The organism is Halopseudomonas oceani, from assembly GCF_002903165.1.
GTDB lineage: Bacteria > Pseudomonadota > Gammaproteobacteria > Pseudomonadales > Pseudomonadaceae > Halopseudomonas > Halopseudomonas oceani.
In genome coordinates this window covers 1-13464 of the sequence record NZ_PPSK01000037.1, presented here as the reverse complement: position 1 = coordinate 13464, position 13464 = coordinate 1, and the positions used below count along the sequence as shown (strand labels likewise).

Sequence of the window (13464 nt, the reverse complement as noted above, 5' to 3'; positions counted from 1 at the left end):
AATCAACTTCGCGCCTTCGGCGCCGGACGCGCAAAAAGCGCGCGCCCGGTTATTGAGGTGTTATATGCAATAGGAGATATTTTTGTCCAATTTATATTGGCCGATTTACAAGAACTTGGAAAAAGAGGTTGCCGAGCTTTCAAATTGGGTTCATTTTGATGATCAGCAATTATCAGTTTACTCTGTTAAGATTTCAGAGCTATTGATACGTTGCTCGGTGGAGATTGAGTCAATCTCAAAGGACCTTTATTTTGATAACGGGGGCTCTCCACCAGAGGAAGGAGATTTGTACTTTGATACGGATTGCCTCAAGTTTCTCGATGAAAAGTGGAAGCTTAGCAATAAAGTTGTTATTCCGAGTTCCCCTAACTTTCATTTTGAAAATGAAAGCAATAAATCCTTAACTCCTTTACATAAGTCTTTTAAGCGCGGCACAAGCGGGTCAGACTGGAAAAAAGCATACCAGGCAGTTAAGCATGAGCGCGTAAAAAGTTTAAGCAATGGTAACTTAGGCAACCTGCTTCGAGCTTTAGGTGCACTATTTATATTGAATCTTTATTACAAGAGGGAGACTTTTTCCTTAGGTAAAGACAGTGCTGGTAATACGCTTTCAGCAAACTGCGGTTCGGATATATTCTCTATTTTAGTACATAAGCAAATTGGTCACGATGGCAATGGCGATTACATGAAAAATGCTGAGTTTGATAAGTCGATTTACTATGTTGACTGGACTCACAAAACTGGTGCTGAGTTTCAGAAAAATATGACGGCTATGAATCAACGTATTAATCAATTATTTTTTCAGCATCCTAAGATTCTTAAATATATTTCAGAACACGACGTAGCAAAATATGAAGGAAACCTAGCTTGGGATGTGTTAGGACAAAGTGAGTACGTTCGCATTCTACAACAAGCTCAAAAAGAGATTCCTATAAAATCAGAAAAATTAGAATATGAGGCACGGATAAACCTACATGATGTGTAAAATTGCATATAACAAACGCATTAAGTCGCTCGCAGACTCGCTGGGACACCAAAAGTACTCGGCGATTGCTTTTAATGCTTCGCCCAAGTTTACCTTAGTCGCCGCGCACTTTTGCTGCCCCTTATGCGGGCGTTAGCTTTTTCTGGGTCTCGGACCTTAAGGTGAAGGATGCAAAAAGAATATCACTCCAAAATTGAAAAAGAGTTTGCGGAATATCTTGTCACTATTGGCTACCCCAAAGACTCAATTGTCTATGAGCCTGCTTTTTTTGCCGCTGATGGCAGAAGGCAATATCGCCCCGACTTTTTAATCGTTGATCCGATTAAGAAGGAGAGGTTGGCGATTATAGAAATAAAAGGATCTAGTCAACTAAATGCTGAAAGCACCTATAAACAACTGAAGGCCTACAGCAAGTCAGTGGGTGAGGACAATATTCCTGTTTTCCTGGTTACGCCATCAAACAACCAGATGTTCCCTTTCGACCTGTATATCTTTGATATTGATGGTGGGCTTATTCCTACTGATTTCGCTCTCTTTCCTACATTTCCTGCCCTAACTGCAGAGGACACTGCAGAACGAAAGAGCGGGTTGCGAACAGAAAAGGTCGACGCCGTTGAGTCGTTCCAGAAGGTTTCGTGGCTGTTGGCGTTTATCGTTTTTGCTATCGTCGTAGCAGATTTTATCTGTGCACAGAATGAGATAGTGTTACTTACGACCGAGCGGATGGCACTTATCGGTGCTGTAGTGGCGCTGATTGTTATTCCCTTTGCCCAGAAATTTAAGGGGCTAGGGATTGAGTGGGAAAAGGCTACAAAAGGTGACCATGGCAGCTAACAATCGCAGTCACTGCGACGGCTTTTTCACTACGGCTTCGCCTTCATTACAAAGCCGCGCGTGCTGCGGGCGTTAGCTGCAAGGACACGCATGCGAGATCTTCTAAAAACACAAATCGTTGCTGAGGATCTGAAGCGGTTGTACTACGAAATAAATAATTCCAGGCGATACCCTTTTCGATTTCGCCAGGCATTTGAACAATACATATACAAAAGCCAGCAGCTAACAGAAACGATGCGTAAGGAATTCCATTCTCTAACCGGAAATAACTGGGTAGCAGGAAAATTCACAGGCTGGAACGAATATACAAATATTCTAAAAGCACTTCGTAACGCCACTTATCATGGTCACCCTTTAGCTCTGCACGGAGCAGCCCTTACACTGTATCCGGGTGTTGAATTCGCTACCGATATTGACCCACCATCTGAGTTAGATTTCGTTCGTGGCTACCGAATTATGGAATCAACGTTATTCATTGAACTACCTTTCGATGAGGAATTCCTTCCAATTAGCGCAGGCTTCCCTATAAAGAATATAACTCCAGGTGGTCCTACACATGCATTCCCACTTAAAGAGTTCATAAGCTATAAGCTCACGTGGCGCCTTCTCGAGGAGGGCGTGCGAAAAGCCACAGATAAAGCTGGAACCACGGACGCTGTCAAAATCACGCTACACAGCTATCCTGTTCTAGCCGCATACAGCAAATATTACGCAAGTGTTCTAAATGAAAATCGCGCAAGCAGCTAACAAGTGGTTCAAACCGTTCGCTTCGCTCACCGGAACGGGCTAAAGCCCGCCCCTTAACCAAACGTTAGGTGCCTACATGCTGATAGCTGCACGAACAACTCTTATACTAACGGCCTTGGTTGTAGGGCTCGGGGTATATGGCTTAATTGGATCATGCATGGGGACACGCAATTGCCATTCGGGCCCCGGAACGAGCCTCTTTTTCGCAATTCTTGTTTCAGCACCTTTCGGCGTTTCAGGATTGACATTCAGTCGCCATGACAAAGATGCGTCAATCATAAATCTAATGTGCTTTGCAATGATTTTCGCACTTGTCTGCTTTTTGTTTTCCTCGCCAGCTTTACCCTGGAACCTGATCAGTGAAATTGAATTTCTAGCTGCTGTAGAAAATATTAGTTTCTCAACGTTCTTGTTTAGCACGCTCCCATCTATGTTGATACACATGTCTTTTGTATTGATGCTTTGTATTGCGCCAAAAAATATTAAATCCATTATGAATTTTGCAAGCAAGGACAGTTAAACCGGCACCTAACAATCGGCTGCACGGCGACCGATTCTCCGCCGCTCCGCGGCTAAAAATCGGCACTTGAGCCGGGCGTTATGCTCTTTAGGAGAGTTATGAGTATACTCAAAAAAATACTAATAATAGCGGGTTTTGCATCAGTAGCATCAGGTGTATTGGCAGGTGATTTTATATTCAAACCAGATGGGATTTATGATCTATCAAAAATAGAACCTAATCTAATTGCGATAACCGGCCAGGTTATTTCAGGTTACGCTAAGGTTGGGGATGAAATAAAACTCACCAAAAGTGACGGTTCGGTTATCTCCGCGAAGCTAGCAAATGTTCAAGTGCTTGTCGATGGTAAGCCAAAAAATTACGAAGATGCTCGTTTAAATGAATGGCTCGGTTTGCATTTTTATGGGTTAAATAAAGATGCTATCGATGTAACTAAATCACTTACGAAATGAAGCATAACAAAGCAATCATGTCACCCGCGTTCCACGCGGGTTGGGACAGCCTACTCGCCGCTTCGCTCTGTTTCGGCTGCCCCATATTGCGGCGTTAGCCTAAAGGGCCACATGACTATTACTCTAGCAGCGATACTCTCACTCATTTCAGGCCTGATAGGTGCGGTCTTCGGCCATGTTCTGTCCGAGAAAAAGAGCCGGAATGATGAGTTGGCGAAGATGCGCTTGGACGCCTATACGGACTTTTTGAAAGCCACTTCACTGCTAGTGTCTGCTAGAAGGGCCGGTCGAACCCAGGACGAGATCACTGAGCTTGGGGCGCTCAACGATGCCAAGGCTCGGATCTGTGTATGTGCCGATGCGGGCGTAGTGGAGGCCTTGGAAAGCTTTTGGTTGCAAGGCGGTACCCTTGAGAAGGAGCAAGAGATTCTTGCCTACACACAATTGTGCGGAGCGATGCGTGAAAGCTTGGGGAGGGACCGTCTTTCATACCAAATCCGTTTATCTGACGTACTTTTTAGGCTTGAACCCTCCACCTACTCATATCGGGGAAAGGTTGGTCAGGGTTAACAAGAAATTATCCATACAAGGTGGACTTCCCCCCGCTTCGCAGTCTTGGTCGGCTGAACTCAGGCGTATATGTGTTTAACTTATGGATGTAATATTTAGTGTAATGAAAATAGTAGGGCTGATTGGCCTGCTATTTTGGTATTTGTTTCTCGCACCTAGCTGGGTCCGCGAGTGGTCAGAAAATGTCGTGCTGTTCATTCAATCCGCTGTGTTTTGGTGTGTTGATGTTGCGGTCAAGTCTATTGATATCGCAGTACACCTTTTTCACTGGCTCGGCAGATTTTTTGTTGTGATGATTTTTGTCGGTGCGGCAATAACGTTGTCTGACAACATCGCGGCGATATTTGATCTGAGATTCTTGGGGTCAAGTGGCGTTGTTTTTAAAATGACGAGATTGTTTGAGGATAAAATTACCTGGGTTGCTTCTACGGCAATAGTGGCTACCACCGTCGCGCTGGGTCACTTCAAGACGCTCGATCTGAACTACCAAAAACACAGGGAGGAGGTCCGGGCAAAACTACGAGAGAACCGTGCTCGTAAGCAAAATGCCTAACCAAGCCAATTACGGTGATGGTGCTTCCGTTGTGGCTTTTCCTCCACGCCAAAGCCTACGCGACCTTCTGGGTTACCGTCCCTGCTTTTATCGGCAAAGCGGCAGGTTGTGTTTGACCGGGCAGGACAAGGCCGAGCTGGCTGCGCGGCTGCTGGAGTCGTTGGCGTAGCTGATTAGTTGGGCGCTCGCCCCAAGAGGGAGGTCGAGCGCGCGAGTGCCGTTAGTCGGTGGATTCGAGCTGTTTTAACGTTGTACCGCTGCTGTCTTTCCAGGCCGTTCTGCCGTTTGCTGTGCCGCCGTGAATCACTGCGGCAGCGGCGCTGGGGCTGCTAAATTCGTGGTTCCTGGCGAAGACCAGATGGCCTGATGCGGGTATCAGGACTCCGTCTTTGATCAGCTGTGCGCGGGTGTTTACAACCCAGGGGTAGTCCTTTGCCGAGGGTCTGAGCTTTTCCGCCGCTTGCGATTCGGCAAAGACCACCATCCCGTTGGGCGTGAGGTGGCCTTGCGCTTTTAGCCCGCTGACCTCGCAGAAGAGTGGTCTCGCTTCTTCCTTTGATTGTGCTTCGGAGGCGATGGGAACCAGCACTTCGACGCCGAGTGCCGGGAGCAGCTGTTCGATCTTCTTCAGGAAGATCTCCATATCTGCCCGGTCTGACTCCGGCAGTTTTGAGCTGGTGGCCTGCGAGTTGGTCAGGCTGGCCCGCCCCGCCTGCTTGGCCAGTTCAATCAGACGGCCCTCAAGGTAGCGAATGTGGGATTTGGTCAGGTTTTCGTCTTTGCTGGTGAAGTAGATAACGTGATTCCAGAAGTCCTTTTCCAGGTGCTGTTTCAAGCGCGACTGAATGGATTCTGCTTCGCCGATGTACACCGCAGGCCCTCCGGACTTTGGGTCAACGCCGGTGAGCAGATATACGCCAACGTTCTCGGCTTCCTCTCGTTTTAGCAGTTGATCCAGCTCCGTCCTGGGACCGGCGACGGCCTTCCCAGACCAGTTTGAGATTTCGCCGGTGCGAAGGCGCTTTGGATCGCCATGAGGGAGGTAAATTTTGATGGTTGCACTGGGCATTTTAGATTTCCGTTTGCTTCGCCTAGATGTCCTTCCGTAAGAGCAGTGCGCAGTGTTCTGTGCCTACCAACTGGGTTCGATAGTGCTATCGCTGAGCGGGTTTGCCAAGCTTAAATCAGGTGCATAGCTGGGTGCCTGAGTTTGCGGGGGCGTATGCACCTTTCAAGTTTGCATCTGTAAAGGGCCTGAACACAGGCGATAAAAAACCCGAGCAATGCCCGGGTTTTTGTTGCCTGCAGTCACCGGCTGCGCGTGATGGGCACGCTGCCGATGTGCTGCATGCGCTTACTTCGGAATGGTGGCGGTCATGCCTTCTACGTACCAGTCCATGGTGGCCAGTTCTTCGTGGGTCATTTCGACGCCGTCGGCTACCCGCAGGGTGCCGCTCTGGTCCTTGATCGGGCCGGTGAAGGGGTGGAATTCGCCGCTGCCGATGGAGGCGATCATGGCGTCGACCTTGGCGCGTTGCTCTTCGGTCAGGCGGTCGCTGATGGACTCGACCTTGATCACACCATCGTGGATGCCGCCCCAGTAGTCAGCAGACTCCCAGTTGCCGTCCATCACTGCCTGCACGGTGTTGATGTAGTAGGGGCCCCAGTCGTTGACCACGGAAAGCAGGTGCGCTTCAGGTGCAAAGTGGCTCATGTCGGATGCCTGGCCAACACCCCATACGCCGCGTTTCTGGGCAGCCAGCAGGGGTGCCGGGCTGTCGGTGTGCTGGATGATGACGTCAGCGCCCTGGTCCATCAGGGTGTTGGCGGCGTCAGCTTCCTTGGCCGGATCGAACCAGGTGTTGACCCAGACGACCTTCAGCTCGACATCCGGGTTGACTGCCTTGGCGCCCAGGTAGGTTGCGTTGATGTCGCGGATGACTTCCGGGATCGGGAAGGAGGCGATGTAACCCAGCACGTTGCTCTCGGTGACCATGCCGGCAGCAGTGCCGGTGACGTAGCGGCCTTCATAGGTGACGGACAGGTAGGTTCCAAGGTTGTCGGCGCGCTTGTAACCCGTGGCGTGCAGGAAGGTTTTGTCCGGGTAGTCGGCGGCGACGCGGGCAGTGGCGTTCATGAAACCGAAGGAGGTGGTGAAGATAACGTCGTTGCCGGCCTGGGCCAGACGACGGATGGTGCGCTCGGCATCAGCGCCTTCGTTGACGTTCTCGACGAAGGTGGTCTGCACCTTGTCACCGAAGTGCGCTTCCAGTTCCTTGCGGCCCTGATCGTGCTGGTAGCTCCAGCCGTGGTCACCGATGGGACCAACATAGACAAAACCGACTTTCATCGGGTCTTCTGCTGCGATGGCCTGCAGCGGCATGACGAGGGCTGCCGCCAGAGCGAGTGTGCGTTTGAAACTCATGAGTGCTTCTCCTGGGATCTAGTTGTTGGCGACCGTTCCGCGTCCGTTGGAGCGGGGCCGATCTTTCCCTGCAGCAAAAAACTGGCCATTTGTTCAGGAAATGACGAAAAATTTTAGCGTCCGAGGGCCTTTGCTGCCAGTGCGATGTTTCCGCAGGAGATTCGCTGTGGCTTTGAGTGCGCAACGCAGCAAGGGCTGCACGACAATGGTGCGGCCCTGCACTGCGTGCACCGAGTCGGTCAGCCTTGCGGCAGCGCCAGCCAGCCGCCGTGCAGGCTAGCGACGTGGGTCAGACCGTGCTCGCGGAGGATATTGGTAGCCAGTGCCGAACGCTTGCCCGAGCGGCACAGCGCGACCACCGGCAGCACGTTTGGTACCTCGGCAACTCGGTCGTGCAGGTTGCCGACCGGGATCTGCAGGGCGTTGCCCAGGTAGGTTGGCAGCGGCTCCTGTTCGTACTCGTTGGGCTCGCGCACGTCCAGCAGGGTCAGCTCCTTACGGTGGGCCATCAGCCATTCGAGATTGATCTCGGGCACACCCGCGTAGGTAATGCGCAGGTCATCGCACCATTCCGGCTGCAGCGGCAGCTGATCTTCTGGCGGCCGGCCGCTGCGCAGGTTGGCTGGTACAGCCTCGGCGATTCGCTTGGGGTGCGGCAGGCGCAGGGCATCCATATAACCGACAAAGTCGTTCTCGTTGGCCTCACCGCCAACCCGCGCGTTGAAGGCGCGTTCCTCGCCGATGCTGCTCTGGGTGCGACCGTTATAGTCGTGGGCCGGATACACCTCGCAGCTGTCGGGCAGACTGAACAGCTGTTCGGTGATCGAGTGATACAGCGTGTGCGGGTTGCCCTGCTGGAAGTCGCTGCGGCCGCAGCCGCGGATCAGCAATGCGTCGCCGGTGAACACCATCGACTGGTCGCTCAGCACGTAGCTCATGCACCCGTCGGTATGGCCGGGGGTGGCCCGCGCTTCCAGCTCAACGCCCTGGACGCCGAAACGCTGGCCGTGGTGCAGCGGCAGGTCGACGTATTCGGCGTTAATGACGGCGGCGGAGGCAATCTGGCAGCCGGTCTTCTGTTTCAACAGCCAAGCTGCAGTGACGTGGTCGGCGTGGGCGTGGGTGTCGACCACCAGCTTGAGGGTCAGGCCCAGCTCCTGCAGCAACGACAGGTCACGGGTGGTCTGCTCGAAGACCGGGTCAATCAGCAGGGCCTCGCCGCTGACGGTGTCGCCAAGCAGATAGGTGTAGGTGGAGGAAGCAGCGTCGAACAGTTGGCGAAACAGCATGGTCACCTCACGGCATTACATTTAAGGTTATTACAATATATAAAAACATAGATTGAAAGTGGCGCCAGTGCAAGCCCAATAACTGCGGCGGGCCGTCGCATGGCAGAAAAAGCCAACAATATGGCTGAATCTGCCGAGGATTGGCCGCCATGTAGCGTTTTGTAGCTCTATAATGCGACAGCTGTTTTTCCCGTCTTTTTGCCACCTACTTCACAGGTTACCTATGGATTGCGTCGCCCGCTGGATTGCCACAGGTCTCTCGGCCATTGCCCTTACCGTCTCTCTCTCCGGTTGTTCCGAGCCGCCCGCACCGGTGGCGGACAAGCCGCGACCGGTCAAGCTGTTCACCGTGGTGGACCCGGGCGCCGAGCGCATCCGCGAGTTTCCGGCCCGGCTGAAGGCGCCGGAAGAAGCGCAGTTGTCGTTCCGGTTGGGTGGCGAGTTGCAGGCTCTCAAGGTGCATGAGGGCCAGGAGGTCAAGCAGGGTGAGCTGATCGCCCAGCTCGACGACACCGACTACCGGCTCAAGCTGAGTGACCGTCAGGCCAGCTATGACCTCACCCGCAGCCAGTTGACCCGGATGGAGCAGTTGGTTGAGCGGCAGATGGTGTCGCAGGCCGAATACGACCAGCGTAAGGCGCAGTTCAACTCGGCCGAAGCAGCACTCAATCTGGCTCGCCAGGAACTGGCCTATACCCGTATCAACGCGCCGTTTGATGGGGTGGTGGCGCGTACCCATGTGGAGCAGTTTCAGGTGGTGCAGCCGAATCAGCCGATTGCCACCCTATACAGTGGCGACAGCATGGACGTGGTGTTCCAGTTGCCGGAGAACCTGCTGAGCAATCTGCGCCGTGACTTGCAGCCCGCCGAGCTGCGTTCCAAGGTGCGACTGGACAACTACCCCGAGGCGTTGATCGACGCTGACTACAAGGAGTACGCCAGCCAGCCGGACCCCTCGACCCTGGCCTATGACGTCACCCTGAGCATGCCGATCCCCGATGGGCTGGTGTTGCTACCGGGCATGAGCGCCACGGTGATCGTCAACTTTGCCGAGATCAGCCGGAACGCCGAGATTCCGATAGTGGTGCCGGTCGAAGCGGTATTCAGTCCGGACAACGAAGACAGTGAACACCGTCAGGTCTGGGTGGTGGTCGAACAGGACGGCACGCTGCAGGTCCGTGCCCGCGCCGTATCGGTGGGGCAACTGACCCGCGACGGTATCGAAGTGTTGTCGGGGCTGGAGGCCGGTGAGCGGATTGTTGCTGCCGGTGGCAATGAACTGAGTGAAGGTCAGCAGGTGCGCCCCTGGGTTCGTGAGCGGGGGCTGTAATGAATATTGCCGAATACTTCATCAAGCGGCGGGTCACCAGCTGGCTGGTGGCGCTGCTGCTCGGCATTGGCGGGATTATTGCCTTTCTTGACTTGGGCCGGCTGGAAGACCCGGCCTTTACCCTGAAGATGGCGATGGTGGTCACGCCCTACCCCGGCGCCTCGCCGCAACAGGTGGAGGAAGAGCTGACCTATCCGCTGGAAAATGCGATCCAGCAGCTGCCCTACATCGACACCATCACCTCCACCAGCAGCGCCGGGCTGTCGCAGATCATGGTCGAGGTGCAGGCGCAGTATGGCGCGCACGAGTTGCCGCAAATCTGGGACGAGATGCGCCGCCGCATCAACGATCTGCGCCCCAACCTGCCGCCCGGCGTCAGCGAACCGCAGATTCAGGATGACTTCGGCGACGTTTACGGCACCTTTTTCATGATCAGCGGCACTGGCTACGACTATCGTGAGCTGCGTGACTACGCCGATTACCTGCGCCGCGAGCTGGTGCTGGTGAAAGGCGTCGGCAAGGTCAGCCTTGCCGGCGTGCCGCAGGAAGAGGTGCATCTGGAAATCTCCCGTGCCCAGATGACCGCGCTGGGGATTGCGCCGCAGCGCATCTACGACCTGCTCAGCCGCCAGAATGTGGTGTCGGACGCTGGCCGCATGCTGGTCGGCAGTGAGTCGATTCGGCTGCATCCGACCGGTGAGTTTCAGGATGTCAGCGAGCTGGAGCGGCTGATCATCAGCCCGCCCGGCAGCTCCAAACGGGTCTATCTGGGGGATGTCGCGCGCATCACCCGGGGCTTTGCCGAAACCCCGACCAGCCTGTACCGCGCGCAGGGGCATCCGGCCCTGGGGCTGGGCGTATCCTACGCTGCGCATGTGAATGTGGTGGATGTGGGTAACGCGGTGGCCGCGCGGCTGGCCGAGCTGGAACAGGACCGCCCGGCCGGCATGCAGGTGACCATGTTCTACAACCAGGCTGCCGAGGTAGAGAACTCGGTTGGTGGCTTTGTCTGGAACTTCCTCGCGTCGGTTGCCATTGTCGTGGTTGTGCTGCTGGTGTTCATGGGCCTGCGCAGCGGCCTGCTGATCGGTCTGGTGCTGGCGCTGACGGTGCTGGGCACCTTTATCTTCATGCAGGTGCTGAGTATCGAGCTGCAGCGTATTTCGCTCGGTGCGCTGGTCATCGCGCTGGGGATGCTGGTGGATAACGCCATCGTGATTGTCGAGGGTATTCTGGTCGGCCGCCAGCGCGGCCAGACCACCCTGCAGTCCGCGGGCGATATTGTGCGCCAGACCAATCTGCCGCTGATGGGCGCCACCGCGATTGCGATCATCGCCTTTGCCCCCATCGGCCTGTCGGACGACTCCACCGGCGAGTACTGTCTGTCGCTGTTCCAGGTGCTGATGATCTCGCTGACGCTGAGCTGGATTACCGCCATCACCCTGACGCCTTTCTTCGCCAGTCTGTTCTTCCGTGATCAGCCGTCCGGTGACCAGCCGGCCGAGGTCGAAGACCCCTACCGTGGCATCGTCTTTGTGCTCTACCGCAAGCTGCTTGGCAACGCACTGCACCACCGGGTGTTGACACTGGTGATGCTGGGCGCGCTGCTGCTGGCGTCGGTATTCGGCTTTAGTCAGGTGCGTCAGGCGTTCTTCCCGCCGTCTAATACGCCGATGTTCTTTGTCGATGTCTGGCTGCCCAAGGGCAGCGACATTCGCTACACCGAACAGGTGATCGCCGAGATGGACCAGTACGTGCTCGCGCAGGACGGTGTTACCGAGGTGACGTCCACCATCGGTCAAGGCGCGCTGCGTTTCATCCTCACTTACTTCCCCGAGCGAATCCATAGCAACTACGCCCAACTGCTGGTGCGCACCGAGCAGCGTGAGCAGATTGTGCCGCTGATCACCGAATTGGATGAATACTTCAAGACTCAGCACCCCACCGCCAAGGTCAAACTCAAGCAACTGATGCTTGGCCCCGGCAGCGACAGCAAGATCGAGGCGCGCTTTACCGGCCCCGACCCCGAGGTGCTGCGCAGTCTGGGCGCGCAGGCCATTGCCATCCTCAAGGCCGACCCGGTGGCCGATGCCGTGCTGCACAACTGGCGTGAGCGGACCAAGCTGGTCCGGCCGCAGTTTGCCGAAGCGCAGGCGCGCGAGCTGGGCGTCGACAAGCGCGATCTGGATACCCTGCTGAAGATGAACTTCAGCGGCGTCAACGTGGGCCTGTACCGCGATGGCACACGCATGTTGCCGATCGTCGCCCGCACCCCGGCAGATGAGCGCCTGGACGCCAGCACCCTTAACGACCTGCTGGTCTGGAGCAACGTACGCAACGCCTATATCCCCATCAGCCAGGTGGTGAGCGGCTTTGTCACCGATTGGGAAGACCCGCTGATTCTGCGCGAAGACCGCAAGCGCACCCTGACCGTGCAGGCCGACCCGAGCATCGTGAGCGGCCAGACCGCCGCCGAACTGTTCGCCCGCATCCGCCCGCAGATAGAGGCCATCGAGCTGCCGCGCGGCTACAAGCTGGAGTGGGGCGGCGAGTACGAAAGCTCACGCGACGCCCAGAAAGCCGTGTTCGGCAGCCTGCCGCTAGGTTATCTGGCGATGTTCCTGATCACCGTGCTGCTGTTTGACTCGGTGCGCCGCGCCACCGTGATCTGGCTGACCGTGCCGCTGGCGGTGATCGGCGTAACGCTGGGCTTCTTGCTCACCGGTATTCCGTTCGGCTTTATGGCGCTGCTGGGCTTTCTCAGCCTGAGCGGCATGCTGGTCAAGAACGGCATCGTGCTGGTCGACGAAATTCGCCTGCAGATCGACTCCGGCAAAGAGGCCTATAGTGCCCTGGTGGACTCGGCCATCAGCCGGGTGCGCCCGGTATCGATGGCCGCGCTGACCACCATCCTCGGCATGGCGCCGCTGCTGACCGACGCCTTCTTCCAGAGCATGGCGGTGGTAATCATGTTTGGTCTGGGCTTTGCCACCGTGCTCACGCTGGTGGTGCTGCCGGTGATCTACAGCCTGTTCTTCAAAATCCCGGTCGAGGGGCGGCGGGTTTAACCGCTCGCCGCCGGTAGGGTGGACAGCGCACAGCGTTGTCCACCATGCTGTCACTCCGCTCAGGCCCTCTGCCGCAGGGTGGAGAACCGCAAAGCGTTCTCCACCTTTTCCAAGCCCGGCCCAACGCTGCCGTTGCATACCGCCCACGGCTGACGCGACCGACACACTGGAGTAGGCTGCAACAACCTACTCGCAGCCGGAGCGTCGCATTACCGCCCGCAGCGCCGAAATTGGCGGCACCCTGCCGGTCAACCGCGTACTGCCTACCCGCCAGCTCCGCCAGATCGGCGCCTGGTGCTTTCTCGATCACGCCGGCCCCGCCCGCTTTGAATCAGGTGAGGGCATGCACGTGGGCGCGCACCCGCACACCTGCCTGCAGACCTTCACCTGGATGATCGAAGGCGACGTGCTGCACCGCGACAGCCTCGGCAACGAACAGCTGATCCGCCCCGGCCAAGTCAACCTGATGACCGCCGGCCGCGGTATCAGCCACACCGAAGACTCCACCGACGCCACCGACCGCCTGCACGCCGCCCAACTGTGGATCGCCCTGCCAGCGCACATGGCAAACGCTGACCCCGCCTTCACCCACTACCCCGACTTGCCCACCTGGCAGCAAAGCGGCATCGACTTCACCCTGCTGGTCGGTGACTTCGCCGACCACACCTCCCCGGTCGAGGTATACAGCCTG

At 55.9% G+C, this 13464-nt stretch carries 13 protein-coding genes; 9 read left to right on the top strand and 4 right to left on the bottom strand.

Annotated features, from left to right (window positions below):
* Window positions 1-115: 115 nt before the first annotated feature.
* The 3 genes from C1949_RS19335 (at window position 116) to C1949_RS19330 (ending at window position 2566) form a co-directional block, all read left to right on the top strand.
* Entirely contained in the window at window positions 116-985 is an 870-nt protein-coding gene (locus tag C1949_RS19335; RefSeq protein WP_211287217.1) for a hypothetical protein, read from the top strand.
* 168 nt (window positions 986-1153) lie between these two features.
* Entirely contained in the window at window positions 1154-1819 is a 666-nt protein-coding gene (locus C1949_RS18760; protein ID WP_104739901.1) for a PDDEXK family nuclease, read from the top strand.
* 90 nt (window positions 1820-1909) lie between these two features.
* A complete protein-coding gene (locus C1949_RS19330; RefSeq protein ID WP_146040358.1) occupies window positions 1910-2566 on the top strand; it encodes a hypothetical protein in 657 nt (218 codons plus the stop codon).
* Window positions 2567-2638: 72 nt separating this feature from the next.
* On the opposite strand, the gene C1949_RS19325 is transcribed toward C1949_RS19330, so the two are convergent.
* The gene (locus tag C1949_RS19325) at window positions 2639-3076 is read right to left on the bottom strand and encodes a hypothetical protein (protein ID WP_146040357.1); all 438 of its coding nucleotides are present in this window, start codon (window positions 3074-3076) and stop codon (window positions 2639-2641) included.
* Window positions 3077-3184: 108 nt separating this feature from the next.
* Here C1949_RS19325 and C1949_RS19320 point away from each other — a divergent pair, with 108 nt between their 5' ends.
* The 3 genes from C1949_RS19320 (at window position 3185) to C1949_RS18750 (ending at window position 4661) form a co-directional block, all read left to right on the top strand.
* Window positions 3185-3538, top strand: a complete 354-nt coding sequence (locus C1949_RS19320; protein ID WP_146040356.1) for a hypothetical protein — start codon at window positions 3185-3187, stop codon at window positions 3536-3538.
* A 111-nt stretch (window positions 3539-3649) separates the two neighbouring features.
* A complete protein-coding gene (locus C1949_RS18755) occupies window positions 3650-4108 on the top strand; it encodes a hypothetical protein (protein WP_104739900.1) in 459 nt (152 codons plus the stop codon).
* A 103-nt stretch (window positions 4109-4211) separates the two neighbouring features.
* A complete protein-coding gene (locus tag C1949_RS18750) occupies window positions 4212-4661 on the top strand; it encodes a hypothetical protein (protein WP_146040355.1) in 450 nt (149 codons plus the stop codon).
* Window positions 4662-4881: 220 nt separating this feature from the next.
* Here the strand turns inward: C1949_RS18750 and C1949_RS18745 are convergent, their stop codons facing one another.
* From C1949_RS18745 to C1949_RS18735, 3 genes are all read right to left on the bottom strand, one after another.
* Window positions 4882-5730, bottom strand: a complete 849-nt coding sequence (locus C1949_RS18745; RefSeq protein WP_104739898.1) for a GIY-YIG nuclease family protein — start codon at window positions 5728-5730, stop codon at window positions 4882-4884.
* A 285-nt stretch (window positions 5731-6015) separates the two neighbouring features.
* Window positions 6016-7086 (bottom strand): BMP family ABC transporter substrate-binding protein, encoded by a 1071-nt coding sequence (locus tag C1949_RS18740; RefSeq protein WP_104739897.1) that lies wholly within the window; start codon window positions 7084-7086, stop codon window positions 6016-6018.
* A 239-nt stretch (window positions 7087-7325) separates the two neighbouring features.
* A complete protein-coding gene (locus C1949_RS18735; protein ID WP_104739896.1) occupies window positions 7326-8375 on the bottom strand; it encodes an MBL fold metallo-hydrolase in 1050 nt (349 codons plus the stop codon).
* A gap of 223 nt (window positions 8376-8598) precedes the next feature.
* Here C1949_RS18735 and C1949_RS18730 point away from each other — a divergent pair, with 223 nt between their 5' ends.
* The 3 genes from C1949_RS18730 to C1949_RS18720 form a co-directional block, all read left to right on the top strand.
* Window positions 8599-9705: an efflux RND transporter periplasmic adaptor subunit gene (locus C1949_RS18730; protein ID WP_104739895.1), complete on the top strand. Its 1107-nt coding sequence runs from the start codon at window positions 8599-8601 to the stop codon at window positions 9703-9705.
* Window positions 9705-12773, top strand: coding sequence for an efflux RND transporter permease subunit (locus C1949_RS18725; protein WP_104739894.1), 3069 nt, complete (start codon window positions 9705-9707; stop codon window positions 12771-12773). Before C1949_RS18730 ends, C1949_RS18725 begins: the two co-directional genes overlap by 1 nt.
* A gap of 208 nt (window positions 12774-12981) precedes the next feature.
* Window positions 12982-13464 (top strand): pirin family protein (locus C1949_RS18720; protein ID WP_146040360.1); only part of this gene is annotated, 483 nt, incomplete at its 3' end.

Bases quoted from the DNA above. Each gene is read 5' to 3' on its own strand.
- C1949_RS18760 (WP_104739901.1), top strand. From the start codon at position 1,154: ATGCAAAAAGAATATCACTCCAAAATTGAAAAAGAGTTTGCGGAATAT.
- C1949_RS19330 (WP_146040358.1), top strand. From the start codon at position 1,910: ATGCGAGATCTTCTAAAAACACAAATCGTTGCTGAGGATCTGAAGCGG.
- C1949_RS19320 (WP_146040356.1), top strand. From the start codon at position 3,185: ATGAGTATACTCAAAAAAATACTAATAATAGCGGGTTTTGCATCAGTA.
- C1949_RS18755 (WP_104739900.1), top strand. From the start codon at position 3,650: ATGACTATTACTCTAGCAGCGATACTCTCACTCATTTCAGGCCTGATA.
- C1949_RS18750 (WP_146040355.1), top strand. From the start codon at position 4,212: ATGAAAATAGTAGGGCTGATTGGCCTGCTATTTTGGTATTTGTTTCTC.
- C1949_RS18745 (WP_104739898.1), bottom strand. From the start codon at position 5,730: ATGCCCAGTGCAACCATCAAAATTTACCTCCCTCATGGCGATCCAAAG.
- C1949_RS18740 (WP_104739897.1), bottom strand. From the start codon at position 7,086: ATGAGTTTCAAACGCACACTCGCTCTGGCGGCAGCCCTCGTCATGCCG.
- C1949_RS18735 (WP_104739896.1), bottom strand. From the start codon at position 8,375: ATGCTGTTTCGCCAACTGTTCGACGCTGCTTCCTCCACCTACACCTAT.
- C1949_RS18730 (WP_104739895.1), top strand. From the start codon at position 8,599: ATGGATTGCGTCGCCCGCTGGATTGCCACAGGTCTCTCGGCCATTGCC.
- C1949_RS18725 (WP_104739894.1), top strand. From the start codon at position 9,705: ATGAATATTGCCGAATACTTCATCAAGCGGCGGGTCACCAGCTGGCTG.